The organism is Acidocella sp. MX-AZ03, assembly GCF_027626035.1.
Classification (GTDB): domain Bacteria; phylum Pseudomonadota; class Alphaproteobacteria; order Acetobacterales; family Acetobacteraceae; genus Acidocella; species Acidocella facilis.
On record NZ_CP110774.1, the window covers coordinates 1821506 to 1847232 of the forward strand.

General features: G+C 56.0%; 25 protein-coding genes and 4 pseudogenes. 13 read left to right on the forward strand and 16 right to left on the reverse strand.

What is annotated here, in order from left to right; genetic code table 11:
• Window positions 1-260: 260 nt before the first annotated feature.
• Complete coding sequence (locus GT370_RS21415; RefSeq protein WP_083878863.1) at window positions 261-707, reverse strand: recombinase family protein; 447 nt, start codon at window positions 705-707, stop codon at window positions 261-263.
• 497 nt (window positions 708-1204) lie between these two features.
• A complete protein-coding gene (locus GT370_RS10220) occupies window positions 1205-1897 on the reverse strand; it encodes an EAL domain-containing protein (RefSeq protein ID WP_008495663.1) in 693 nt (230 codons plus the stop codon).
• A 194-nt stretch (window positions 1898-2091) separates the two neighbouring features.
• Between GT370_RS10220 and GT370_RS21420 the strand changes: the two genes are divergently transcribed.
• Window positions 2092-2238, forward strand: a complete 147-nt coding sequence (locus tag GT370_RS21420; RefSeq protein WP_008495664.1) for an arginase family protein — start codon at window positions 2092-2094, stop codon at window positions 2236-2238.
• Here the strand turns inward: GT370_RS21420 and GT370_RS10225 are convergent.
• Both GT370_RS10225 and GT370_RS10230 read right to left on the reverse strand, forming a co-directional pair.
• Window positions 2239-2475 (reverse strand): annotated as a pseudogene (locus tag GT370_RS10225) (EAL domain-containing protein); the annotation flags it as partial.
• Window positions 2476-2600: 125 nt separating this feature from the next.
• The gene (locus tag GT370_RS10230) at window positions 2601-3140 is read right to left on the reverse strand and encodes a potassium-tellurite ethidium and proflavin transporter (protein ID WP_333490072.1); all 540 of its coding nucleotides are present in this window, start codon (window positions 3138-3140) and stop codon (window positions 2601-2603) included.
• Between the two features lie 121 nt (window positions 3141-3261).
• Here GT370_RS10230 and GT370_RS10235 point away from each other — a divergent pair, with 121 nt between their 5' ends.
• The 6 genes from GT370_RS10235 (at window position 3262) to GT370_RS10255 (ending at window position 8389) form a co-directional block, all read left to right on the forward strand.
• Window positions 3262-3750, forward strand: a complete 489-nt coding sequence (locus GT370_RS10235) for a cupin domain-containing protein (protein ID WP_051060410.1) — start codon at window positions 3262-3264, stop codon at window positions 3748-3750.
• A gap of 65 nt (window positions 3751-3815) precedes the next feature.
• A complete protein-coding gene (locus GT370_RS10240) occupies window positions 3816-4895 on the forward strand; it encodes an IS5 family transposase (RefSeq protein WP_083878918.1) in 1080 nt (359 codons plus the stop codon).
• 59 nt (window positions 4896-4954) lie between these two features.
• Window positions 4955-5482 carry a helix-turn-helix domain-containing protein gene (locus tag GT370_RS10245; protein ID WP_270184318.1) on the forward strand — a complete coding sequence of 176 codons (528 nt, stop codon included), beginning with the start codon at window positions 4955-4957 and terminating at the stop codon, window positions 5480-5482.
• A 208-nt stretch (window positions 5483-5690) separates the two neighbouring features.
• Window positions 5691-5963: a hypothetical protein gene (locus tag GT370_RS10250; RefSeq protein ID WP_270184319.1), complete on the forward strand. Its 273-nt coding sequence runs from the start codon at window positions 5691-5693 to the stop codon at window positions 5961-5963.
• 72 nt (window positions 5964-6035) lie between these two features.
• Window positions 6036-6455: an MHYT domain-containing protein gene (locus tag GT370_RS21425; protein WP_442865519.1), complete on the forward strand. Its 420-nt coding sequence runs from the start codon at window positions 6036-6038 to the stop codon at window positions 6453-6455.
• Window positions 6380-8389 carry a putative bifunctional diguanylate cyclase/phosphodiesterase gene (locus GT370_RS10255; protein ID WP_270184320.1) on the forward strand — a complete coding sequence of 670 codons (2010 nt, stop codon included), beginning with the start codon at window positions 6380-6382 and terminating at the stop codon, window positions 8387-8389. The genes GT370_RS21425 and GT370_RS10255 overlap by 76 nt, the downstream gene beginning before the upstream one ends.
• A gap of 300 nt (window positions 8390-8689) precedes the next feature.
• Here GT370_RS10255 and GT370_RS10260 read toward each other — a convergent pair whose 3' ends face one another.
• The 5 genes and pseudogenes from GT370_RS10260 to GT370_RS21430 form a co-directional block, all read right to left on the reverse strand.
• Complete coding sequence (locus GT370_RS10260) at window positions 8690-8884, reverse strand: transposase (RefSeq protein ID WP_205619850.1); 195 nt, start codon at window positions 8882-8884, stop codon at window positions 8690-8692.
• A complete protein-coding gene (locus tag GT370_RS10265; protein ID WP_205619851.1) occupies window positions 8885-9769 on the reverse strand; it encodes a hypothetical protein in 885 nt (294 codons plus the stop codon). It lies immediately after the preceding gene.
• 38 nt (window positions 9770-9807) lie between these two features.
• Window positions 9808-10119, reverse strand: coding sequence for a transposase (locus tag GT370_RS10270; RefSeq protein WP_205619852.1), 312 nt, complete (start codon window positions 10117-10119; stop codon window positions 9808-9810).
• Window positions 10120-10248: 129 nt separating this feature from the next.
• Window positions 10249-11606, reverse strand: a pseudogene (locus GT370_RS10275) (ISL3 family transposase).
• 337 nt (window positions 11607-11943) lie between these two features.
• Window positions 11944-12090 (reverse strand): annotated as a pseudogene (locus tag GT370_RS21430) (IS110 family transposase); the annotation flags it as partial.
• On the opposite strand from GT370_RS21430, the pseudogene GT370_RS10280 reads away from it, so the two are divergent.
• Window positions 12088-12539, forward strand: a pseudogene (locus GT370_RS10280) (transposase); the annotation flags it as partial. The pseudogenes GT370_RS21430 and GT370_RS10280 sit on opposite strands and share 3 nt — an antisense overlap.
• 425 nt (window positions 12540-12964) lie before the next feature.
• On the opposite strand, the gene GT370_RS10285 reads toward GT370_RS10280, so the two are convergent.
• The 5 genes from GT370_RS10285 to GT370_RS10305 all read right to left on the reverse strand — a co-directional run bounded on the left by GT370_RS10285 (window position 12965) and on the right by GT370_RS10305 (window position 19007).
• A complete protein-coding gene (locus tag GT370_RS10285; protein ID WP_144052887.1) occupies window positions 12965-13612 on the reverse strand; it encodes a UPF0149 family protein in 648 nt (215 codons plus the stop codon).
• Window positions 13567-15114, reverse strand: coding sequence for an IS66 family transposase (tnpC, locus tag GT370_RS10290; protein WP_008495811.1), 1548 nt, complete (start codon window positions 15112-15114; stop codon window positions 13567-13569). The genes GT370_RS10285 and tnpC overlap by 46 nt, the downstream gene beginning before the upstream one ends.
• Window positions 15115-15155: 41 nt before the next feature.
• Complete coding sequence (gene tnpB, locus GT370_RS10295; RefSeq protein WP_144052888.1) at window positions 15156-15545, reverse strand: IS66 family insertion sequence element accessory protein TnpB; 390 nt, start codon at window positions 15543-15545, stop codon at window positions 15156-15158.
• Window positions 15542-15982, reverse strand: coding sequence for an IS66-like element accessory protein TnpA (gene tnpA, locus GT370_RS10300; RefSeq protein WP_083878915.1), 441 nt, complete (start codon window positions 15980-15982; stop codon window positions 15542-15544). Before tnpA ends, tnpB begins: the two co-directional genes overlap by 4 nt.
• Window positions 15983-16769: 787 nt before the next feature.
• Window positions 16770-19007, reverse strand: a complete 2238-nt coding sequence (locus tag GT370_RS10305) for a bifunctional diguanylate cyclase/phosphodiesterase (RefSeq protein ID WP_051060414.1) — start codon at window positions 19005-19007, stop codon at window positions 16770-16772.
• A gap of 656 nt (window positions 19008-19663) precedes the next feature.
• Between GT370_RS10305 and GT370_RS10310 the strand changes: the two genes are divergently transcribed.
• Complete coding sequence (locus GT370_RS10310) at window positions 19664-20758, forward strand: methyl-accepting chemotaxis protein (protein ID WP_270184321.1); 1095 nt, start codon at window positions 19664-19666, stop codon at window positions 20756-20758.
• Window positions 20755-21165 carry a hypothetical protein gene (locus tag GT370_RS10315; protein ID WP_270184322.1) on the forward strand — a complete coding sequence of 137 codons (411 nt, stop codon included), beginning with the start codon at window positions 20755-20757 and terminating at the stop codon, window positions 21163-21165. Before GT370_RS10310 ends, GT370_RS10315 begins: the two co-directional genes overlap by 4 nt.
• A gap of 599 nt (window positions 21166-21764) precedes the next feature.
• On the opposite strand, the gene GT370_RS10320 is transcribed toward GT370_RS10315, so the two are convergent.
• Window positions 21765-21917, reverse strand: coding sequence for a helix-turn-helix domain-containing protein (locus GT370_RS10320; protein ID WP_333490054.1), 153 nt, complete (start codon window positions 21915-21917; stop codon window positions 21765-21767).
• Between the two features lie 339 nt (window positions 21918-22256).
• Here GT370_RS10320 and GT370_RS20855 point away from each other — a divergent pair, with 339 nt between their 5' ends.
• A complete protein-coding gene (locus tag GT370_RS20855) occupies window positions 22257-22772 on the forward strand; it encodes a GAF domain-containing protein (RefSeq protein WP_333490055.1) in 516 nt (171 codons plus the stop codon).
• Window positions 22688-23245: a GGDEF domain-containing protein gene (locus GT370_RS10325; RefSeq protein WP_270184323.1), complete on the forward strand. Its 558-nt coding sequence runs from the start codon at window positions 22688-22690 to the stop codon at window positions 23243-23245. The genes GT370_RS20855 and GT370_RS10325 overlap by 85 nt, the downstream gene beginning before the upstream one ends.
• A gap of 168 nt (window positions 23246-23413) precedes the next feature.
• On the opposite strand, the gene GT370_RS10330 is transcribed toward GT370_RS10325, so the two are convergent.
• Window positions 23414-24166 carry a site-specific integrase gene (locus tag GT370_RS10330; protein ID WP_270184324.1) on the reverse strand — a complete coding sequence of 251 codons (753 nt, stop codon included), beginning with the start codon at window positions 24164-24166 and terminating at the stop codon, window positions 23414-23416.
• Window positions 24167-24982: 816 nt separating this feature from the next.
• Here GT370_RS10330 and GT370_RS10335 point away from each other — a divergent pair.
• Window positions 24983-25624 carry a hypothetical protein gene (locus tag GT370_RS10335; protein ID WP_008495677.1) on the forward strand — a complete coding sequence of 214 codons (642 nt, stop codon included), beginning with the start codon at window positions 24983-24985 and terminating at the stop codon, window positions 25622-25624.
• Window positions 25625-25727: the final 103 nt, after the last annotated feature.

The following is a 25727-nucleotide window of genomic DNA, read 5'->3' on the forward strand; positions in this document are numbered from 1 at the left end:
TGGATTTTCCCATACTTTTTCTTAAGCCACCGGCGTTCCATCGCGCCGATGCAGCGATTGTTTATGCGGCTCGGAGTCTAAGGACCATGCCCTGCTTCCATCTGGAGATAGTTGAGTATGCTTATACTTGTCGCCTATGACGTGAGCACAACCACATCGGCTGGACGGCGCGTTTACCCGGGGTAGCGCGCGCCTGCCTAGCTTACGGCCAGCGCGTGCAGAATTTTGTGTTCAAATAAGAGGTAGACCGGCCCAATGGGTTACATCGCGCGGTAGGATCGCGCGGTGGCTCGCGCAAATGCGCAGAATGACGTAGCAAATATGCTGCGATATGGTGGCACGTCCTCCGTGCGGGGCCGTGGACCCAGACAATACCGCGACGGCTTTGACTCAATCCCAGCCTGTCGCCCCCATCGTGGATGAACTGGATCGAAACCGCCCTCAGTCATGGCAGGTACCCCGACGGAATTACAAAATTTTATGCTGAAACTCAGTTGGTCAAAGCAGCCGGCGACGTCGGCGAGATTCCGCCCCAGCCGGTCGATCGCCTCGGTCACCACCACATCAAGGCCCCGGACATCGCCGCGCATCAACCGCTGGAAACCGACGCGGGTGAGAGCACTAGCGCCGCTGACGGCATCTTCGTAATGGGTCGTCAGAACCCAGCCTTGCCGCCCGATAGCGGCGGCACAGCTCGATCTGATCAATGATCGAGGCGGCGCTGCTGATCAGACGAATTACGGGCGTAATAACAGCGCGCATGGGCGGGGGAGCTCTCTAGTGATCTGGGCGAATATAGGGTCGCCAGCGTGCAGGCAACCAAAAGCTCGGCCAAGTCCAAAAATGGTGCCCGCCCCCGCGATCCCGCCCAAAACGCCAAACGCACGCCAGCAAAAGCTGTCGGGGCGAGAGGCTAGGAGGGGCGCGGCCGAGGCACTTGCCGTGGCATCGTCTGTTCGATGGCGTTAAACAACGCTTTGGCCTGCAGGTTGATCTGCTCCATCGTCGTCTGAAGAAACCAACCGACTCAGGAAGATCAAAGTCGAGACAGGATCAGTATTGACCGCTCCAGCCTAGGGTTCATGGGTCACGATCTTATCCTCGTGTTCACCAGACCAGCAGATCGGTATGACGCCTGCATTATCGGAGAGACCTCAGTGGCCATATAATCCGACCGAATCTATACGGTAAACTATAAAGACGATCAGCTTGGCCATGTAGGGATTGGCAGACTACGAAAGCCCGGCTTTGCGAAAAGATAGCCTTGCATTAAAGTGATCCCCAGGTCGTTTAAGACTGAGTATTCATTGATCGTTTCGATGCCTTCGGCAACGACGGAGATCCCCATTTCCCGACACATCGCTGCGCAATGGGCGACGATACTTCTGCGCCTTTTATCCGCCTCAATACCTCGAATAAGTTCCATGTCGAGCTTCACCAGATGCGGGACAAATTTTGCGAGGAGATTAAGGTTTGAATATCCCGATCCAAAATCATCAACCGCTGTACGGAAGCCCATAGCTGCGTATTCCATAACGATTTTAGCTAAATGATCGGGCGAGCTCAATAACTCTCTCTCACTGATTTCAAAGATGAGTTTTTGGGTAGGAAAGCTGGTCCGAGCGGCGGCCTCTAGCGTGGTACGAATACAAGCCCGTGGTTCATAGACTGCATTGGGCAGGAAATTAATAGAGAGGTCGCAGGAACTGTCGCCTAGACTAAGAGCGGCCGCGGTTTCAATCGCCGTTACCCGACATGCTTGGTCAAAGGCATAGAGTTCCGACTGACCAATGGTTTGCAATATGCTCCCCGCTGACTCTCCAGCGGGGCCACGCACTAAGGCCTCATAGGCGAACACTGATCGTGCTTCGACATCGACGATCGGCTGGAACGCCATAGTCAGCGGCTTGTCGAATTTTCCCCCTCGACAGCCGTTACATGGTTTAGTTTCTTCGGGATTCCCTTTTATTAACCCCATTATCGAGTCGCCACCTCTGATACGCCCTTAGCCACAATCTACCAAATACTGAACAGACACAAGTAAAGTGGCAAAAGCATGCACCCAACTATTTAACGATCAACTAAAACTTATTGCGCGCCCTTGTCGTTGTTGATTTTTCCTTTGATATCGAGGGTCTAGACCGGGCCTTCACTCCCGGAACCGGCAACCCGGAGATTGGCGACCTGATTCGCATGCAGAAGATTGAGCAAAGCAGGCAGCTTCATCGGGCGGGCTAAGAAATAGCCCTGTACATAAGGGCAGCCGAGGCGGGTGACGTAATCGAGCTGGGTTTGGGTCTCGACCGCCTCTACAGTGACTGGAATTTTAAGAGCGCCGGCCATCGCGATTATTGCCTCGAAGATCGGCTGGGAGTCATCGGCGCGGTGGATATTGGTAAGGAATGATTTGTCGATCTTAATAAAATCGAATCGAAAATTGTCCAGATAGGCGAGTGATGAGTAGTGAACCGAAATCGTCCAGCACGAGGGTCACCCCATGTTCTCGTAAGGCGGTCACCTTACTAATATTTTTAGATATTTTCTGCATTAGAACCGTTTCAGTAACCTCGAGTTTGAGGCGTTGTGGAGCGAGTCCGGACTCAGCTAAGGTAGACGAAGGCGGCGGCGGCGGCGGCAACAAACCCGCCGGCAACGCTAGGCAGATAGAGCACCGGGGTGGTGGTGGCGGGATCCCGTCCCCCCTGCCACAGCAGCCCGGTACGCCAGATTCCGAAGCCGGCGGTGAAGGCTGCGCCCGTCAGGAACAAGAGGAAGGCGATGGAACGCGCGTAGGGCAGAACGGCTAGCGCGATCAGCATTGTCGACACCCCGCCCAGTCCGATGAAGCAGCATTGCACAGGGTGTAGCGCCTCGGCGAGCGCCTCCTGACGCCGGAATACCCATTTTAGCGCGTAAAGCACGGCAAGAATGGCCCAGACGATGGTCGCCAGGCCCATTAGAACTTCGCCGATGATGGCCGGCAGATGCCAGGCGGCGGTCGCGGCGCGCCAGGCATTGCCAAGCCCCGCAAGACCCAGCACCATGTCAAAGAACGCGGCCGGGACGGCGGGCAGCCGTAGCGCGGTCCTCGCCGGCGGTGACGCTGTGGGGGAGTGACAGCAACAGAGGGAAGGGAAGATACGTTCATGACGGTGCTCCTTGCTTCGGACCCACGGACTCTACGCGGAACCCCTGATTTTCCTCTTATCCGGGCCGCGCGATCACCACGCCGCGCGGATCAATTCGCGTAGCGGTGAGAATATGAAGGAAGCTGAAATCTTCGCTGCTCTTACGCCGCTGCTGCGTGTACGGCCCGAATTGCAGAATATCTGCCGCTTCGGTGCGCAATGGGCGGCAGCTCACGCACCGGAGCCGGAAGGCTGGGCGCCGTTTCATATCGTCACCGTAGGCACATGCCTGCTGGAAACGCCTGATTCAGCCCCGTTGACATTGCGCGCGGGCGATATCGCCGTACTACCGCATGGCGGCCCGCACACCGTACGGGCACTGCGGGAGGCAACCGGGCAGGCCATGCATATGCGCCTGCTGCAGCGCAGCTACGATGCAATCGCCGTCAAAACGAATGTGACGGATGCCGGCGATACCGGGCTGCTGTGCGGGCGGTTTCATTTCGAACAGGCTAGTCATAACACGGTGCTGGCTGCCCTGCCGCACGTCATAGTGGTGCCCTTTTCCGGTGGCGGCGATGCGGAGCGTATCTCCGGTATGATTGCTCTAACAGTTTGCTGAAAAACTCCTGGCGGCCGGGATTATGATGTGATTCACTTTGGCTGGCAGGTTTTGTGAGGCGTGGGGTGCGGGGTTCTTTTCGAGATCAGGGCGGGATGTTTTCGTATGTTTCACCAGAAACACGGGTTCCGGCGACCCATCCGTTGCGAGCGATCCGTGCTTTGGTGCGGGATGTTCTGCATGAGATGAGCCGCAGCTTTGCCTGGCTGTATTCCAGGGAAGGCCGGCCCTCGGTGCCGCCTGAACAATTGCTGAGCGCGCTGCTGATCCAGGTGCTGTACGGGATTCGCTCGGAACGGCAGTTGATGGAGCAACTGGATTATAATCTCCTGTACCGCTGGTTTGTGGGCTTATCCCCGGATGATCCGGTCTGGAACCCGACCACGTTTAGCAAGAACCGCGAGCGCCTGCAGAACGGCGATATATTCCAGAAATTCATGAGCCGGCTGCTGAACCACCCGCGGGTGACGCCGCTACTATCGGATGAGCATTTCTCGGTGGACGGCACGCTGATCGAGGCGTGGGCGTCGCAGAAGAGCTTCCGGCCGAAGGATGGCAGCGACGATGATGGTTCGGATTTCCACGGTCAGAAGCGTAAGAACGATACCCATGCCAGCACCACCGACCCGGAAAGCCGGCTGTACCGCAAGGCCGCTGGGCGGGAGGCAAAGCTTTCGTATATGGGGCACGCGCTGATGGACAACCGGCACGGCTTGGCGGTGGGTGGCCGAGTGACCCAGGCCACAGGCACGGCTGAGCGTGAAGCCTCGGAAGCGATGTTGAAAGCCAAAGCCAAGTCGGCCGCCGGGCGGATCACCGTAGGCGAAGACAAGGCTTACGATACCGCCGATCATGTCGCCAATCTGCGCGACGCCGGCGTGACACCGCATGTCACACAAAACAACGGTGAGACCAAAACCGGCAGGCACCGCCGCAGCGCGATTGACGGACGCACCACGCGCCATCCCGGTTATGCGATGTCGCAGACCCGCCGGGCGATGATCGAGTGCATATTCGGCTGGGGCAAGCAGCACGGCACGATGCGCAAGACCAAGCTGCGCGGCGTTGCGCGGGTCGCCGGCACCTTCATGCTCAACCTGATCGCCTATAATCTGGTACGCATTCCAAAAATGGTGGCAATATAAGGGACGAGTCTGTCCGCTGGACGAAAAAAGTCCAGAAACCGGCAAGAAACTTCAATCACTTGAACCAAAATCCAGGCCCCAAAGCTAAATCAGAAAAAATAAAACCAAGTTTCGGGTTTTTCAGCAAACTGCTAATGCAAAATGAGCTTGAGGAGGATCGGCCAGGTGCTGCCGCTGTGGCGAGTTCGCTCGCACTGGCCGTCATGGTCATCGTGTTGCGCACACATCTGGCCGCCGCTGCGCCTCGGCATGGCGTGCTGGCGCTGCTAACGCGACAGCAACCCGCAAAGGCGCTTATCAGTATGCTGAACAACCCTGCCCGGCCCTGGTCGTTGGACGAGCTGGCCTCTTGTGCCAATACGTCCCGCGCCACGCTGGTCCGGCAATTTCAGGCGGCCGTTAACATGGCGCCAGCCGCTTACCTTGCGGAGTTGCGACTTACCATCGCCAGGGGCCGTATCCGCGCGAGCCGTGCGCCGCTCGCGGTCATTGCTGAAGATGTCGGTTACCAATCTGAAACAGCATTCACCCGCGCCTATCAGCGGCAGTTCGGCGTCACGCCAAGCGGAGACCGTTCAACCGCTTGACGTTTAGGCCTCGTCACGGTTTAGCCAATAGCCGTTTTGCTTTAAAAACCACAAAAAGCAGCCAGTCTGCTCACAGCACCAATTGTCCCAAATATTGGACGGAAAGAAGCGCCCTGTTTAGTCATTCCCGGGCTCGAATTGGATGCTCGGAAGCAGGCATTCCAGACGTGAAAATGTTTTCTGTTGATAACGTGGCATGGCGGCTTTGTTGGGTCTTTTCGTTCGCGAGGCCAGCTTCCATGAGTGGCCACCAGGAGACGGTGCTCCGCGTGGCAAACCCGTCCTCGCCATCCAGCAATCTCGCGTAAATCCTAAATTATGCGCCATCCGGCTGAATAAGCCTGAATCTTTAGATCTAGCACTGCAAGGAATGGTGGCGGCTCATCGCGAGAAGGCCTCTTCTCCTGGAGAAGACACAATCCGTAAATACGTTATGTCTTACGGCGGAGAAATTAATATTATGTTTGTGAAGATGCATTAGATCGCATAAAATGCAACAAATACTGGCAGGCGTGCGCGTTATGGCGCTCAAGAATCCGCTAGAGAACGGTCCATGTCGATAATCGCCTGGGCATGGATTTTGTTAGCGATCGCGATCGGTTTCGGTTCTTGTCTCTGCGCCGCATTTCTCGTTGCGCGGGCAAGAACCAAAGGAGCGGGGAAATGCTCGTTCTGGCTCGGCTTAGCCGTGTTGATCTTTGGAAGTGGAGTCTGGACGACCCACTTTGTCGCCATGATGGCCCAAGAGCCGGATATGGAAATGGGCTATGCCCTTCTACCGACAGTGTTGTCAGCAGCCTGCGCAATTTTTGGAGCAGCGCCCGCGTTTGCGCTCGTATTGGCGCCTAACCCGGTCATATTTCGTCGGGTTGCTTCGGGGGCAATTCTGGGGGCAGCGTGGCGGCAATGCATTTTACCGGCATGGCAGCGATGCGGTTCGACGGACGCTTGGACTATCAACCTGGTTGCGTGATCCTGGCCATAACGCTTGGTATGATACTGAGCACACTAGCTTGGCGGCGAGTGGACGCATTATCGTGTGCTGGCGCGGTGGTGGAAACGGGGATTTTTCTGGTCCTCGGAATTGCGGCTATACATTTCATCGCCATGGCCGGCACTCGCTATTTGCCTGGCACGGAACCAGCGGTTGGTGGAATTCTGATTGGCAGAAACGCCACTCTTACTTCAGCCGCCGCGTGTGCAATGGTGATCGGATTGGCGTCGGTTATTGCTGTTTTCGATCAACGCTGGCGCTGGGTCCGACAAGAAGCGGCGCGACTGCGCGAGGTGGCGGACTGCACGATCGAGGGTCTGCTCATTCACGCTGATGGTGTAATCTTGTGGGCAAACAACGTGCTGTGCCACATGCTCGAATCCAGCGCGGAGGGACTTGCGGGACGCGACGTGGCCGAGATCGTGGCGCCCAAGTGCCGCAATACCCTACGTCCACATCTTTTCGCTGAGGTGCACTCGATCGACGAGATTGAAATCGCTGTTGAAAGTAGCAGGATATTATGTGTCGAAATCGCAAGTCGAGCGATCCGCTATGAAGGAAAACCAGCGGGCGTGATTGCACTCCGTGACATCACTGAGCGACGAAAGGCGGAAGCACGGATCGAACACCTCGCATTTAACGATGCGCTCACTGGCCTTTCTAATCGTGTTAGATTTGACGAAGTACTGGCCAAAACGATCCAATCCACCGTTACAGCACGGCCGGCATATTTGTTGATGATTGATCTGGACCGATTTAAGGCTGTGAATGACCTGCATGGCCATCCAATAGGTGACCGGGTGCTGCAGCACGTGGCATCACGATTACAACGATTGGTTCGACAAGAAGATCTGGTAGCGCGATTAGGTGGTGACGAATTCGCAATTTTACTGCCCAACACAACTGCGGAGGCTGCTATAGGGCTGGCAGAGCGAATTATTGAAACACTGAGCCGGCCCGTCGAAGTAAATGGCTTAATTCTCATGATTGGTGCCTCGGTTGGTCTTGCATCGGCGCCAATTAACGCTAGCAGATCGGCTTCTCTGATGCAGGCATCAGATTTCGCGCTTGGTCGAGCAAAACGCGAAGGACGAAATCGGTATTGCTTCTTTGAGGTGGGAATGGATGTTCGTTTCCGCGAACGCCAGGCGATCGAACAGGATCTACGGCATGCAATTGAGGCGCGCACGCTCGACGTTCATTATCAGCCTCTTGTGGATTGCGTTACGCGGAGGATCGTCGGTTATGAGGCTTTGGTGCGTTGGCACCATTTGGAGCGAGGTTGGATTTCACCCGCGGAGTTCATCCCGATTGCAGAAGACTCAGGGTTGATCATGCCACTTGGCCAAATGGTGCTTGAGTGTTCAGTAGCAACGGCACGTGACTGGCCGAAAGACGTCGTCCTTGCAGTCAATCTCTCACCCCGCCAGTTCTGTAACCCGAACCTGCCTGAAGATATTATCGCGACAATCACCCGCCTTGGGCTGCCGGCTGAACAACTCGAGCTCGAAATAACCGAGAGTGTGTTGATAGATGATTCTTCACGCGCACTCGCGATGTTGAGACAACTAAAGGCGCATGGTATCCGCATCGCTCTCGATGACTTTGGTACTGGCTATTCTTCTCTTGGCACACTTCGCCAATTTCCGTTTGATAAAATGAAGATTGATCGTTCCTTCGTGCAAAATCTTGGTATTGACGCGGACGCTACAAGTATGGTGCACGCGATCCTGGCGATGGGCAACAGCCTGCACCTCGCGGTCACCGCTGAAGGCGTAGAGACTCAAATTCAGTTAGATGCCCTTTACGCAGCAGGATGCAGCGTCGTTCAAGGTTTCCTTCTAGGACGACCGGCACCGTCGCCTCTACCCTTCGTCAGCGCGAATGAACTTCTACCAAGCCGGCATTCCTAAGTTACTTACTAGTCAGTAGTACGGCCACGGTTTTGTAGTTCTTGTTCGCTGACCGGAGCAAGCAATCGATCCACGTTGCCAATACCCGGCCGAAATTCTCATGATTCGTTCGCTCTCATCAGAGGGTGGGCTTGGCGTGGGAGTGTTGCCTACTGTGGCATAACTTGTACAGACCGTGTGAAAACCCATCTTGGTTTGCAGCTTGGGTGGTTACGTGCGTCACGTCGGGCGAGTCAGCTTTCTCGTTCGTGGTGGCGATGATCTCTGCAGTCGGCGGTGCAAAGCCCGCGCTTTACCTCATCATGCCGCTACTGCGGTGATTAATCTCGGCACGCCGACCAGGGTGATGCCTCTTCTTATGTTGTAGGCCAGTGCGGTGAGGCTGAACTCCCCACGGACATTCTCCAACTTACGCATACGGAACGCGCCCTGGTTCATCCACTGCTTGATGCTGCCGAACGGATGCTCGACCGTTTCGCGTCTCCGGTCCATCATCTACGGTCGGGCGGCGAGCCGGGTCGCCATGCGGTCCATGACCGCCTCGTTGTCGAGCCGGAACACGCGGCGATAGCTGTTGGTCGTGCAGCGCGGCTTGAGCGCACAGTCCCGGCAAGCTTGGCGGTTGCAATAATCAACCTTACGGTTGTCCCGCAGCTTGCCTTCATAGAGCGGCACCAGTGTTGCCCCGCCTGGGCAGACATAGACATGCTGGTCCGGGTCATAGCGGAATACCTCCTTGGGGAAGAGTCCGTCGCGGGCAGCTGTGCCCTTGATCGGCTTGGGCACATAGGCGGTGATGGCCGCCGCTTCACAGGCGGCGATGTCCTCGATCTTGTAATAGCCCCGGTCGGCCACGGCTTCGATTGTCGCCACACCCAGCGTCTCCATGGCGGCGGTCACAGTGGGCGCCAGCAGGCCCATGTCGAGTACTTGGTTGTTGACCGCCTGTTCGGCGATGAGCCCGTGCTTGGCATCCACGGCCAGCTGGACGTTGTCACCCACCCCCACCTTGGTCATGCGGGCCATGGCGCGGGCGTCTGGATCGGTAAGCGAAATCTGGTCAGCGCCGCTGCGCTCCAGCTCATCCAGCAGCGCTTGGTGGCGTTCGCGCCGGCCGCGGATCGCCACGATCTTCTCCGCCAGTCTGGTCTTGCCGCCGCCGCCGGCCCGGTCCTCTTCCGCATCGCCCTCGTCCAGCCGGGTCAGATATTTGGCCAGCTTCTCGTCAGCCTCGCGGATGAAGGTCGCCAACGCGGCGCCAGTGAAGTTGCGATTCTTGTTGTTCACCGCCTTGATGCGCGTGCCGTCCACGGCCAGCAGCTCCCGCCCAAACAGGTCAAGCTCCGGGCACAGGATGACGAACCGGCGGAACACCGGCATGAAGGCGGCTCGGTTCTCACGCCGGAATCCGCAATGGTCTAGAAGTCCGGCTTGAGGTGCCGCAACAGCCAAATGACCTCGATGTTGCGCCGTGCCTCCGCCTCAAGTCGCCTGCTTGAACGCACGCGGTTGAGACAGCCGTAGATGTAGAGCTTCAGTAGATCCGCAGGTTGGTATCCCGGGCGGCCCGTCGCCTTGGCCGTGGCCCGGGCAAAGCCCAGACTCTGCAGGTCAAGCTCGTCAACAAACGCTTCAATGAAGCGGGCCGGATTCTCCGGCCCCACATAGTCGTCCACCGCCTCGGGTAAAAGCAGAAGCTGCGAACGCGCCGTCCCCGTCATGTGCGCCATGGCCAAACCTATCACCAGCTGGGGATCAGGCGAATCGATGACCTACAGTTTTCATACGGTCTTCGTAAATTAAGCGACAATCTGATTCAGGTAAAAGCGGCTCTGACTCACATTTGCTGCTGGCGATGCTCATGCGCCGACTACGCGCGCCTGAAGCAGGTCAAGTTTCGCGCGCCCATACATCTGTCGCTTGATAAGTTTGAGGCGCGTGATCTGCCCCTCAGTCTGTCCGTTCGACCATGGCGAGACGATCGCGTTTCTGGCAGCCGTGTGGTCCTTTTCGACGCCATTGGCGAATGACCCGATAAGGCTGCCTTTGGCAATCTCCAGCCATTCATCGAGCTTTGCCGCTGACTTTGGGCGGATCATGGATTGGAAGTCCCCAATCGCTTTGCGCGCCGCGACCAATTCAGGGACGCTTGCCTCGATAACTGCCACCAGAATCGCTTCGGATTTAGCAAGCTCATCCCGTGCCGAGGTCATCAGGCGGGCAATAACCCTGGCGGAGGGCGTGCGTGCAAATCTACTTTGATTGGCCTTCTCAGCGAGGCGCCGGCGCTGTGCCCATTGCGAGATGACACCGCTCTGACCAATAAAGCCTTCGGTGCGCATCTCACGCCAAAGTGCCTGAGCATTGCGGGCGCCGCTTTCCCATCTACTGTTCAACCACGGCAACCAGCTATCCAGAGAGCTTGGCCAGGTACGGAAAACGTCCAGTCGCTGTCCGCGCAAAACGTCGCGAACGAGCTTTCGGCTATGACCTGTTTGCCGGACAATCTGCCTGATGGAGGTCCGTTGTTCGCCAGTTCCCGGATCGCTTCGTTTGCTTCCTTCCGACGTCGGTAGCCTTCATATTGCAGCTTCTCGGCATAGGTGAGAAACTTGGGATCAATGTCATTGTTGCCGACCGACCGTCTGATCTGCCGCATGGACTTGCTGACGGCGTCCAGAAACGCTCGACTTGAATTCTCCGTGAGATGCCAACGATCGGCAACCTGCTGAGCTTCAGGCAGCCCTTTTGCGATTACCTCGCCATATCCGCCGCCCCGGTCACGGGCAACAATCGATATCAACAGGCGGTTGGCAAGCCAGGCTCGAGACGTCTCCAGCGCTCGGTCCGGCAATAGGGTAACAGGCTTCCGGCGCTCCAGATCGCAAATGATCGCCCCCATAGCTCTGGCGCCGCCGGAAAGCGAAATCGTCAATGCCTATGACATGAAGCTCGTCAGTCTGATCAACCGCATGCCGGCGCACCGACCGGGGCGCCATGATCGCAAGAAAGGCGCGGTGGCCATCCAGAGGAAGGTCCAATGGTCGACGGACATATCGGCTCTGAACCCGGCGACTTAGCCGCCCGCAATCGGGACACGCCCCAGAGCCATACCGTGAACGCAGCAGGATTTGGACATCCTCGCCGATGCTCTCTGTACTGAGACAACAACGAAGCCTTCCGGTGCAAGGTTTGCGCGCTGAAATCGAGCGTGCATGGCAGATAATCCCATCGACGCGGCCAAACGATGTCATCTAAACAGCAGCCAAAGTGAGCCAGAGCAAATCTCGGTGGAATTCCCGGTTCGCGTGTGGAACGGCCCTGGATTCAAGAGCGAGATTACAAGAAATTTGGCAGCGGCACGAATGCGGTCATGTGTACGGCTTTTGTGGCGCAGGGCCATGGCTGCCTGCCCAGATGGGTTCCGCGAATGGCATCCAGACACTTCTACGGCATTGATGTGCCGTTGACCCGGACTGGATTGCTACCATTCGTCGGTTCGACCGATCGCCATCTTTTTCTATCGCCTTTGCCTCCTCGACACCGGCTCGTGGCTAGGCTACTGTCGGCTCCCGCCGGTACACCTCACCACGTGCCATCACTGCCCAGATCACTCCGGCGATCTTGTTGGCCGGCGCAGCCGCCGCGATCTTGCGCGGCCGGCGTTCCAGTAATTGCACTAGCCACGCACTTGCCCATTTCTCCTATGTTGGATTGCCGAAGGCTGGTTCCAGGTGGCGTGGTTCGTGATCTCTTCTCCCGGCGTATCGTCGACTGGTCGATAAATGCGGAGCGCGATGCGGCGCTGTTATGGATGCCCTGATGATGGCAATGTGGCGCCGGGGCAAAGCCGACGCGCTAGTTTATCATTCAGATCAGGGCTCACAATATACCAGCGAGCAATTCCAACGCTTGCTGGTCAGCATCAGTATCACTCGTAAGCGGAGCCGGTATTGTCAGGGACAATTCAGAAATGGAGGGCATCTTCTCCTTGTTCAAAACTGAACGCACAGCAGCCAAAACATATCGTACCTGTGATCAAGCAAGGGCAGACGTATTCGGATACATCGAGTGTTTCTATAATCAACGGCGCAGGCATTCAAAGCTGAACTATCTCAACCCTATGGAGTTCAGGACAAGGCGTTGCTAGCTTATCTTGCCGTCCACCAAACCGGCAGTAGCTCAGTTGGATGAATTTTTCGGTTGAAATTAAGGGCCGACGCAATTCCAGATTATAGCAGATCCGTTCTACTCGCCACATAACATATGACGCAACCATCGTGACGGTAAAATCAAGCTAGACTACACAGGCTGTAATGAGACAGTCCGACTTCCGCGGTTGCCGCAACCTCCCGCTGCTCGTTCTGGTGGCAATTATCGCCGGCTGCGCCGCAAGACCCTGCCCCCCTTATCTTCCCCGCCAGAGATAACGTCCGCCGACCTCGGGATGGCGACGCGGATTGCCTTTCAGCAGGGTGCTATCGCCGGCCGCCTCTACCAGCGGAGGGCCGATGCGAGGCGGCACGCGCGCTATGATCGTAACCGATGTGAGCCCCCCACGGGCTATGCTGTGATCTACCGTGAGGCTTCGGCGACGCGCTGTGGCATCCAGAATTCTCTGATTGCGGGGATAACGAGCGGGATGTCGTGGTAGGCGGTTTTGAGGTAGTCTTTTGTATTGATGCCGTTTGGCGGTGGGTTGATTGGCGCGCCGATCTGGTCGGCACAATAGAGCATGATCGGTAACATGAGGCCGCATTCGATACCGCGTGCCTCGCGCAGCGGCGCCCAGGCGCTCCATCGCAGCTTCATGGCATGGGCAAATCCCAGGCACCATGGTCCGGCGAATACGACGCCGGCGTCGGTGCGTTGGAAGATTGGTGCGTATGTTTGTGGCGCGGTCGAGAGGGTTTCGCTGATGGCGTTATGCCTGGCGACGATCGCCATAATGGCCTTGAGTGTTTTGCTATGCGCGGTGGCGATATTGCCCTTGGGTCCAAGCAGATCAAAGAACCATTCATCTGGGGAGATCGAGGAGGGACCAACGACAATGGCGGCGAGATAGCCGTCGAGCATCGAGACGCCATCGATGACGCGGTTCTGTTTCTCCAGCCAGGCGTCGAGCATTTCCATATCCATCGCACTGTCAGCCTGCGCGGTTCGGGTGCCAGCCTGCCTCATGCCGCAATGGCCTTTTGGGTCTGCGCCGCCTTCCAGTTCCACGGCAATAATTCGCCCAACGCATTTGCCTTCGTCGTGCCCGAGACCATCCGCTCCAGCACATCGGTGAGATAGGTCTGCGGATCGAGATCGTGCAATTTTGCCGTGTTGATGAGAGAGGCCAATATCGCCCAGCTCTCACCGCCGCCGGCGCTGCCGGCGAAGAGAGAATTTTTTCTGCCCAAGGCAATGGGCCTGATGCTGCGCTCAACGATGTTGCTGTCCACCTCCACCCGGCCATCGTTCAGGAACACGCACAGCCCGGCCCAATGACCCAGCGTGTAGCGGATCGCCTTGGCCAGCGTGGATTTGGCCGAAGTTTCCGCCAGCCTGTCGAGCAGCCAAGGCTTGAACGTCTCGAACAGCGGCAGGGTTTCCGCCTGGCGCACGGCCACGCGTGCTTCGGGGCTGGTGCCGCGGATACGCTTCTCGATGCGGTAGATTTCAGCAATGCGCAGCAACGCTTCGGCGGCGACCGGACAATCCGTTGCCTTATGCACCTCAAAAAACTTTCGCCGTGCATGTGCCAGGCAAAAAGCCAGCGTCACAGGGCCGCCGGCACGGCCGCGCCGGGTCAACCGATTATATCCGGCATAGCCGTCAACCTGCAGCACGCAAGCTTTGCCCGCGAGATGTTCCTCGACATGCTGACCTTTGCGATCCTCTGCATATAAATACACCACCGCCGGCGGCAGTGCTCCGCCCCAGGGGCGGTCATCGATCGCATAGGCCCAGATCCTTGCGATGCGCGTTCGTTTGCGGGTGCGATCCTGAACCGGCAAGGGCGTGTCATCGCAGAATAGTTTTGGCGCGCTCAAAACGATGGCGCTCAGCAATTCATGCAATGGCTTGCACCACCAAGCCAGCCGGGCGACCCAATGCACCAAAGTCGAGCGGTCGAGCATGATCCCCTGGCCGGCCAGCATCTGCGCCTGCCGGTTCAGCGGCATGTGCCAGGCGAATTTCATCACCGCCACATGCACGAGCAGCGCCGGGGTCGGCAGCCCGCCATCGACCGGTCGCGGCGGCGCCTTGGCCTGCACCACTGCCCCTTCACAAGAGCGGCAGCCATAGCGCGGCCGGTGAATGCGTTTTACGCGTAACACTGCCGGAACCACGTCGAGCATTTCGCTGACATCCTCGCCGATCACATGCAGCTTGCCCTGACAGCAAGGGCAAGCCTTGCGCTCCGGCTCGATCGTGATGTCCACCCGCGGCAGATGCACCGGCAGCCCGCCAATATTGCGCGCCGCCTTTCGCTGCGGCGGCCGGTTTGCGTTCGCCGGCGTTGGCGGTTTGGCGAGTTCCACCGGCGTGCCGGAAAGGTCATCCAAAGCGAGCGGTAACTGGGCCTCGGGCTCAACTTGTTTCTCGGATCGTGCACCAAACAAGGCCCGCTTCAAAGCCGCCACAACGGCCCGGAGGTTCTCGTTCTCCGCCCGCAGGGCTGTATTCAATGCCAGCAGATGCGCTGGATCATGCGGGGAATGTTGGTCATCCGACATGCACGCAAGCTACCAAACAGGCCCGCTGTGCCGCCAGCAAATTACAGCAATTTCTGCGAATTTTCCGCCGGGATCGAGGGCCTCACCAGCGCCGGAGAGCGTGCTGCAATCTGCGTCCAATCCATGCCAGCAAACAGCAGGCGTATCTGCGCGGGGCTCAGTGTGACGGCCCCGTCCTGCACCGGCGGCCAGGTAAATCCGCCTGCCTCCAATCGTTTGGTCACCAGGCAAAGCCCCGTGCCATCCCAAAGCAGCAGTTTAAGCCGGTCCGCGCGCTTGGCCCGGAACACGAAGACATCGCCCGCAAATGGATCGGCCGCCAAAACTTGCGCCACCAGGGCAACAAGACCATCCATGCCTTTACGAAAGTCGACCGGCTTGGACGCCACCATCACCCTTAACCCCGGCCGGGCCGGAATGCCCAGGATCATCGGGCTGGCCCGATCAGACCAAGCACCTGCCGCAAAACAGCCTGGTCAACCGCGCCTTCCACCCGGATCCGGGTACGCCCGATCTCTATCTCAATCGATCCCACGGCTTGATCCCGGGCCGAGGGCGGTCCAGCCGGTTCAGCCATAGGGCAACCAGCCACATCATCCACAATGCGCAACGGAACAAAATCCCCCGCCATCGCCAAATCATTCATCGCCTGGCGACGCCATGTCCAAAGTAAGCCCCGGCTCACCCCATAACGGCGCGCAACCTGCGTAACCACGGCACCAGGCGCAGCACTCGCGGCAAGAATCTCCGCCTTCTCCTCCCGCGTCCAATCCCGCCGCCGACGCCGCCCGGTGATCAGCTCAACACGATGGTAGCCATTGTCCTCATGACTGTGCTGATGTCTGGCTTTAGGACCGTCATTATCCACAATATCGCCCCACACAAATTCAGGGGCATACTGTCCAGTAAATCAAACCGCGCCGCGAGGTGGCGGACTCGCATCGGTTACCTATGATCTACCCCTAGCGAATCTCGCCGTCCATCTCGGCTCTCAACCTCCCCCCCTACCAACCGCTAATAACACGCCGATGTCCCTGCAACCAAAGGCAGCGACGCTGGAGCCTTCCACCAACGACACTGTCTCAGGTCCGGCGCAACCCTTACGGTAAATCCGGGTAACTTTGGCTATTCAAGGAGGCGATCAGAAAAGAACAAGCGTCCCACCCACATCTGCAGTGGAACAGGCTTCAACGTGGTTCGGTAACGCACTCTGCTACGAGGGTTGAAGTGCGGTCACCCGATCTAATGACTCGTCTCCCTTGTCTGAGGGACGAAAATAAGCTTCGAGGAGAAGCTGGTTCGCCCGAAGTAAACCTGCGGCTTCAAAATTCTCTGCCGCCTGAAGCTCCGCAATCGCCTTTGGCATGAACGATATTATTTTCGAGACTATATTTTCTTTAGCCATAAGCCCCAGCCCATTTTTCAATAAGTGTTGATATTCAATATGCCCTATATTTCCGAAAAGTAAACTTCTAGTTGAATTTTTTTAATATAATCGCTTCGATGGGCACTATACTGCCTATCGCAGTCGCAAGGGGCTCGTTTTACCAAATTAGCAGCCTGTCGGTTAACAACCGACCAGAGCCAAGAGAACTGGATCGATTTGACGCGATCGGGCCGCACTCTCGAAGATGTGCTCAACACAGCCTAACCACCTACAGCCACTGGAAGACAGGGTTGTCAGGTAAAACTTTATCGTTCGCAACTTCGCTGAAGCTCTCGAGTATTCTCGGAATTTCAACCGCAGGTCGCGCCTTCGAAAACATAAAGCCTTGAAGGTTATCGCAACCGATCCGGGTTAGGCCATCGCGCTGCTGCTGCGTTTCCACGCCCTCAGCGGTGACCCTTAGCCCCTTAGTATGAGCAAGATCAACGATCGCCCGAACGATCGCCTCATCACCGTGTTGATCTCCGAAGCCACTGATGAAGCTCCGGTCTATCTTAACGCGGTCTACGGTGATATGATTGAGCCGTGCGAGGGACGAAAAGCCGACTCCAAAGTCATCGATGGCAATTCGAACGCCAAGTGCCCGTAACGATAAAAGATTGTCTGCTGCGGCCCCCACATGACTGTCTGCGGCAGTTTCGGTGAGCTCGATTTCGAGACGTGATGCCGGTAAGCCGGTCATGCGTAGGATAGTTGCAACTTTCGTTGCGTAGAGAGGATTCGAAAGTTCGACGCCAGAAGCGTTGACCGCAACTGTTCGGTGTGGCCAATTGAGCGCCGCCTGACATGCCTCTCGGAGGACCCATTCGCCGAGCGTCTCGATTAAGCCGCTTGCCTCGGCAATTGGGATAAACACTTCTGGCGAAATCCAACCATGCTTGGCGTGACGCCAGCGCAGGAGAGCCTCAAATCCTGTGATTGCATAGCCGTTTGCCGAGTAGATCGGTTGATAATGCAGAACGATCTCACCTTCGACTTGAAGAGCAGCGCGTAAATCCATCTCGATTTCTTGCCGGAAAGTAATGGCATCGTCCATACTCGCGTCAAAAAATGTATAGCGCCCCCGCCCAGCGGATTTGGCACTGTAGAGCGCTATGTCAGCCTTTCGAAGCAATTCAATGCGACTATTTCCGTCTTGGGGAGCAATCGCCACGCCGATGCTCAGACCAACAAACATTCGATTACCGTCAAGGTCGAATGGTCTGCGAACCGACTCTACAATGCGCGTACACAGCGGCTCGACCTCTTCCCTGCTACAGACATTGACTAGCATGATAGTGAATTCGTCGCCGCCAATGCGGGCGACAACGTCTCCATCTCGAACCAAGGCGCGGAGGCGTGTGGCAAATTCTTTAATTAGCGCATCGCCGGCTGGATGGCCCAATGAGTCATTGACCTCTTTGAAACGGTCAAGATCAAGGTAGAGCAGCGCGATAGAAGCACCCCCGCGTTCATCGAGGGCCTCATCTACACACTCGTTGAAAAACATGCGGTTTGGCAGACTCGTCAGCGGATCGTGAAACGCCAGATGGCGCATCCGAACCTCACTTGCCCGTAGCATAAGTGAGCGACTACGGACAGCCGCCACGAAGCCCATGACAGTAATTAGCGCCAGGAAAAGAAGCGCCTCGAGTATAGGCATGGCTTTTGCCAGCATAGTGGTACCAGGTCGCTCTGGGCGCCAGATGAAATAACCAACCAGCCTGCCTGCATTATTATCAATTGGATAAGCTGCCTCGGTCGGGCTATGCATAGGAAGCCAGGCGAAATGTAGTCCGTCGAACAAGTATTCGCTTGTCAACTGTTGGACGAATGAGCCATCGAGGAAGCGAACTGCGACATGTAAATACTCGGTGCCGGCGACCTGCTTGATACTTCCTGAATCCGACACGATTGGTTTAACGCTGACAATCGCTGGGTGGCCGCAGATCACCATGATATCGGCGACGCCTGGCGAAAGTGTGTCCCCGGACATCATGGTACCGACGCCATCACGCATGTTATGTCGTAGGATTCGAACGAGCGGTGCAACCTGCGCGCCGATCGCGTCATAGGCCAAGGGAGCAGTTATTGTACCATTAGCGAAGGCATAAATCGGGATGTTTTGAGAATTCAGTACATAGGCACCATCAAAACCAAAATAGGAGTGCATCCAAGTGCCCAAATTGTTATCCATCCATTCTGTATCATCTGCTCGGGTCTTTTGGATCGCGGTGTCCCAAACGGTCGAGCTTTCCTGGTCGTGTGCGATCTGGGCACGCATTTGAGAGACGATATGAACGACTACTTCTTCTTGCCGTAGGACAGAAATCTGATCAGTCTGCTTCGCAGACCAAGTGAGGAGCAGAATTGCCAAAGCGCCAACTGCTCCCGTTAAAAGCAAAGCAGGAAATGCGCGTGTCAGCGTGAAGGCGACGTTTGCTTGATAAGTATTACGCCGTGCCACAATGCACTCCATCCCGCATGATGAGGTAATCAAATGCCAGGGGTTTGTTAAGATTCCATTTAGCAAAGATGACGTAGACTTAGTCAATTCAGAAACTTAAGCGTCAGCGTATTTAAGGTGGCCATCTAGCAATCGATCCACCGGCCATATCCTAACCTACATATACCGCGATGCCCGTTGTCCCTTTAAGCTTCATCGATCGTGGAAAGCCGCTGAGTTATTTCTCCATGAACTGATTCTGGTTGACATTTGACTTGTGCTTCGCCTCTCCCTGGCTGGTTTGACGGAGGTTTTCAGATGTGATCGCCATGGACTTAATCAGCGTGATCGGTCGTTGGCATATTCGTCAAAGATCCCTCTTAGCGGAATTAATCGGTGGACGGGGCTTATCGAGAATACCATCAGCAAATATTTGGGCCATAAGGTTTTGGCGCCAGAATTTACGCTCCCAGATCTGCGGAGTAAGTTGACTCGTTTGTTTATAGTCTTAGGCAATTTGACCTGAACCAATTCTACAAGAGCGATTCACTCTGCCATCGGATCGAAGATTTTAACAAAATTCATAAGAGTAAATTAGTAATTAGACCTTCATTTACGTTTTGTATGCAAGGGTAAAAAACATCCAAACGGTAGGATCGCAGTCAAGGGAAAAGAACATGTTCGGGAAGCTCAAAGAGGATAGGAACTTAGACGCGTGGCGCGACGAGGCATTCCTGACTCTGGAAGCGCTGAACCGATCACAGGTCGGGATCTCGTTTACATCAGACGGTCATGTCATAGAAGCAAATGCCAATTTCCTATCCGTATTCGGCTACACCCGGGCCGAAGTGGTGGGTAAACATCATCGCACTTTTGTGGAGCCAGTTTATGCAGGGTCGCAAGAATACCATGATTTCTGGCAAAAGCTAAAGTCGGGTGGGGCGGTTTCCGGACGTTTCAAATGTCGCGGCAAAGATGACAAAGTTGTCTGGGTGCGGGCCGCCTATGATCCGGTGCTCGATCGCTCGAAGCGCGTTATGAAAGTGATTGCATTCGCTCAGAACATTACTGCTAACATCGAGGCCGAAGAAACCCAGGCCCGTGAGAAGGCAAAGGCGGATCAAGAGTTGATGCAGGTCACCACTGCGCTCGCCGCGCATTTGCAGCGCCTTGCGGCCGGCGATCTGACCTCGACTATGACCGAGGAGGTGGCCGACGGTTACAAGCAACTCAGAGACAATTATAACCGCGCTCGTGAGACCCTGCGCCTGTCTTTGCTGACCGTGGTCAATGCTAGCGAAGCCATCCACCTCGGATCCAGCGAAATTTCATCGGCTTCCGATTTGATGGCTCGTCGTGCAGAACAGCAAGCCGCGTCGTTGGAGGAAACGGCTGCAGCTCTCAATCAAATCAGTACCACGTTAAAACGAGGTTCTGAAGGGGCCCAGGCTGTTGCCGTCTCCATGAACGCAGCCAAGGAGGAGGCCGTCAAGTCAGGGCAGACGGTCCTGAATGCCGTCGATGCCATGGCGAAGATCGCCACGTCTTCCAAGAAAATTGTACAGATTGTCGGCGTCATCGATGAGATAGCCTTTCAAACGAATCTTCTCGCGCTGAACGCTGGTGTAGAAGCGGCGCGAGCCGGTGATGCAGGTCGCGGATTTGCCGTAGTCGCCTCCGAGGTCCGGGTACTAGCGCAGCGCTGTTCAGCCGCCGCGAAGGAAATCAAGGGACTGATAACCGCGAGTTCTGGGATGTCGATGCAGGCGTGAAGTTGGTCGGCGACGCCGGCACAGCGCTCACTGGCATTGTTACGAACATTACGAACCTCGACCAACTGATGGCAGATATCGCTTCCTCAGCTAGAGAGCAAGCTACCGGGCTCGCCGAGGTGAACGCAGCGGTAAACCAGATGGACCAAGTCACGCAGCAAAATGCGTCCATGATTGAAGAGACGAATGCCGCCGCTTCCAATCTTCAGAAAGAAGTGATGGCGATGGACGAGCTCGTTCGTCGCTTTGAATTGGGGCGGGATAGGCGAAGTCAAGCTGCGGTGAGCAGCGTTCAAGGCTTTCCCGCTGTCCGTAAAGCCGCGAAACAAAAATCATGCCTGGGCGCCAACGTAACTACTGGCACCAGGTTGGTCGCCACGAGCGACGAGAATTGGGACGAGTTTTGAGACGTCCTCTCGATGGCATGGTCCATGGATTATTTTGCGCTCCGTCCATTTCGGCCCAAGAATTTAGCGCTTTAGAAGCACGGTTACCCCTGACTTTTGTAATAATAGGCGATTGAGGCGACAATATACGTGGCCCCTTGGAAGATATGGGCGCGCTGCGGTTGGCATTGGACGCCTCGAGCGTTCATTCTTAAGACCAACTCCGGGGTCGGCCTATGTCCAACCGGACCCCATGCCGCCTGTCGCCAATGGCCGCTTACTTTATTTTCCGCTCCACACCAGACAGGCCGCTATCGTCCGTTCTTTACCAAACTCGGAAGTTTTTCTCTGAACGTTTCGTTTCGACATTAAGAGAGGTGGCTTAATCGCAGTCAGAGACATACACCCTACATTGGCGACTTATTAAGCGGGGCCGAGCCTCTGATTGCGCACCCGCCGGGTGAGCGCTCTCTGGCAATCCGCCAGGCGGATCGCTTTTGTTAGGCCATAGGCTTCCTCAGACCAGTGTAGCATTACTCGTTATTCTCCGCAGTCATCACCCCGGACGCCTCAAGACGTGACTCGATTGCCGTGCCTCGGGCTCACGTGGGATAGCGGCGTTACCTGGCGTTTTTTCTTTCCTCATCCGCCTGTACCAGATCAGCCACGGTAACTTCGAGCACCTGCGCCAATTCATACAACGTGATCACGGTCGGATTCCTCTGCCCCCGCTCTAGGCCGGTCAAATATTGCTGCCTCACCCCTGACGGCACCTCGACTTCTTCTTACGTAAGGCCCATGACCTTGCGCAGCCGGGCAAAATTCCGTCCCACTAATTGCCGCATGTCGATGCGGCATGCGTCGCCCGCTTACACATTTTAAGTTTGTAAACTATAATGTGTATTGTACCTCGAGAGTGATATGGCGGATGCTGGGCAGAGCTTGCCAGGACCACAAAAGACATCACACTTTCTTGAGTTCGTCGGTTTTTGGGCCGCACACACTCGCCATGGCCTAGTTGGGACGATACGGATGTCAAACGGAGGCCATGCGGACATAAACATATGCACGATATAGAGCAGTCACCCTGGGATGACAGACAGCGTTGGGAGATGGCTGTCCAGGCCACGACGGGCTTGCTCAAAATTTTCTCCTTTCCGGAATTCTTTGCCGCTGCCGCCGAGAGCCTAGCCGGCCTCTTGGGCGCTGATGGCGTTGCCCTAATCGTCTACGATGGCCCTGAGCAATTGCGCTATAAACTGTTCCATGGGCTGGAGCAGCTCAACCAAACCCCCATAGTCAAATTTAGCTTTTCCGCCAGTGAAGGCACAGTCGGGCGCGCGCTCGTATCGGGTCAGGCACTGTTTACACCGGATTACCCCCATAGCGCGGATTCCATGCCTGATTTTGTCGCGGCGGGGCTGCGTGCCAATTTAGTTGTGCCGCTGCCTGGCCCCGCCGGTTTCAACGGCGCCATCGCTGTCGCCTGGCTGCACCATGAGCCTGCCCCCCCCCAAGCGCCACAAGTCTCGCCATTGCCGAAATGTTCGCCGCCCTCACCGGCTCCGCTATCTACCGTGAGGCCCTGGAGACTCGGCTTGAGAACCTGTCCCTCACCGATCCCCTGACGAGCTTGCCCAACCGGCGAACCTTTATGCTCCGCCTTGTCGACGCCCAAAAACGCGCCTGCCGGACTCAGTCATTGATGGCCCTCGCCGTGATCGATCTTGACGGCTTTAAGCAGATCAACGATGAGCTAGGCCACGCCGCCGGCGACCAGCGCTTGCTTCTCGTGGCCCATGCCATTCAAAGCGCCATACGCGATATCGACATGGTCGCGCGGTTTGGTGGCGACGAATTCGTTGTCATCCTCGAAGCTCTGCGTTCAACCCAGGAAGCTCTGTCGATCCTCAACCGCATCGTCATTGCCATCAGCATTAACTGCAATCGGTGGGATGATCAGCATAAAATCACCGCTAGCCTTGGCGCCACCCTCTATCCGTTGGATTTTTCCGAACCGGAAATTTTGCTCAGACACGCAGATGAGGCGATGTATCTGTCAAAGCGCCAGGGAGGTAATCAGGTTACGCTATTCCCCTAGCATCTTATTCCCCACCGCCATGATTTTTATTGAAGCTGTAGGGACCAAACAGTTAATCGGGCCGAGCCCCTGATTGCGCACCCGCAAGGGGTGCGTTTTTTGCTCGATCCGCCAAGCGGCTCGCTGTCTGGCCGGGCCCACGCCCGTCCCCAACCGGCAGAGCCTGCGCTACCCATTAGTTTCCTCTGTCAGCGCCCCTGGCGCCAGATCCGTATCCGTGACCCGCAACTCGGCCTCTCGGGCCTCAGGTACAGTCGTTTCCCCTCGCCTCGCCTTACCAATTGCCTTACCGCCCCTGCCCTTCCCATTTGTCACGGCTTTCGCCTGCTTCTCCGCCTGCCTGGCCGCCTTCGGCCGCATCACATTGATGGCGGCGGCATCGAGGGTGTTCTTGATGTGTGCTGCATAATGCTTCTCGATCATCTCGACCGAGGTCCGGCAGTTCTTCGCGATCTGATAAATATCCGCCCCTTCCATTAGCCGCAGGCAGATGTAAGTATGACGCAGACTGTAAGCCGTACGCGGCTTGCCATCCCGATCGGCCTTCAGCTTAGCCTTGTCCAAAATCCGGTTGAACAGCTTCAACTGCCCGCCCTGCGGGAACACCTTGTCCGTCGGCTCCGGCAATTCCACCGGCAGCTTCTCATTCGGGTTCGTCTTTGAGCAATTCCGCTTCTGCAGTCCCCGCGTTGGCTTCGGCCGGTTCAGCAGCCGCTCATAAGGCCGCACCGCCCCCGGCGTGCTCTTACAGAACCCCACCCCACGCTTACCCCGCACCTCGATCTCCAGGATCCTCTGCCCCGTGGCATGATCCGTCACGATCGCCACATCCCGGTGCTCCAGGTTCCCCGCCTCATCCGGGCGCAACCCGGTATTGTCCATGAACAGGATGTAGTCGTGCATCTGCTCAGCATTTTCCACCGGTATTGCGGCTGCGGCGGATTGCGCGCCCACTCCCGCGAGGCGGTATAAAGCTGCTTGTATTGGCAAACATAAGCGCCATGCTTGGTGCGTCCATACCAACGGTCGCCCTCAGAATGATAGATACCCGACTTAGTATTCAACCAAACCACCGTATCCTTGAAGGAATGCTGTTGGGCGGCGCTCTGCGCTTGATAGACAGTCTGCGCCTCTGTTAGGAGCGGAAGGGCTAGTAACGTCAAAAAGCTCAGCCTCCAAAAAAAGGCAGCCGACAATGTAACCCCGGGTTGTTTGGCAATTGAACCATTGCGGCAGATTTGCGACAAGCAACTTTTACAATCCAGCGAACCGGCTCCGACCATCTGGGGCGCAAACTCGAGTTAGGTCAGGTTCGCCTGACGCCCAGCCAGAAAATACGGACGGCGATCTATGACGGTTAACTTCTGTACAGATATCATCTATCGCCCGAGGATTAGAAATCGCCAACGCAAGAACCAAACCAGAAGGCTTAGCAACATTAAGAAGGAGGCACCCTCCTGCCGCGCTATCTGTTAGCAAAATGAATTAGTTAATTGGAATATATATGCAATATCAAGTCCTCTCCCGGATTTATAGCTCGCGAATCTACCATAGGTTGCACTATTGATATGCGGCATAGGTACGCTCACTAAGCATTCTCGGCTTGCAAAATTAGAGGTTTAATTAAATTCGGTTAACAATCACCTGTTAATAATTAGGACGCCAGTTTGTCTTCGCAAGCAGAACCTTATGAAGTTTGGGTGGGACTGCCGATACGGCTTGAAAAGGAAGCGCGCTATGTTTGTGATGGATAAGACGATCTCTTTTCACCCGACCCACGGTAACGCAGTAGATAAAAGAATTGATTCCACGCAAGGCGAACTGGAATGCTTTTTAACCGCTTTGGCGGTGGAAATGGCAAACAAGCTGGATGTTGATTACGTTTCGGCCTCGTTTTTTCCGAACGCTTTGCACCTCACGGATGGTATTCACGTCGGGGACAGCGAATTGCTTACTGGCGACATTTGCAGTTCTATCTTGAAACACTCGGGAGCCGCTCATATAAAGCCTCTTAATCGCATCGTAAAATATGCAAACGATCCGGTTTTCTCCTCATTTCCGTTCATCAAATCAGTCATTGGAACCACCATTATCGGCAGAAAAAAAGAAACCGTTGGGATGCTTTGCGCGTTTAGCTCCTCAGTCTCTCATTTTTCAGACAAAAGCACTGCCGTTATAAGCCATTATGCCCTCCGCGCCGCAGCGACACTCGAGATTATAAATCTAGCCGAAACAATGAAGTCCATAACCACTATCAGAGATGCGTCGAAAGCGTTGGATCAACTGATTATCCACGGATACGAAGAGGCCGCGAACCATGTTGCTACGGCGATCTATAACAGCAGAAATCTGCCCAGTTCCGTGACCCATATGACGTGAACCGTGTCGCGGCTTACCATTTACTGAATACTAACAAGTTCTTCGTATTATTGCAGCAGTTGGCGGCCTAAAGTTTTCGGAGGCAACCCACATCAAGGACCTT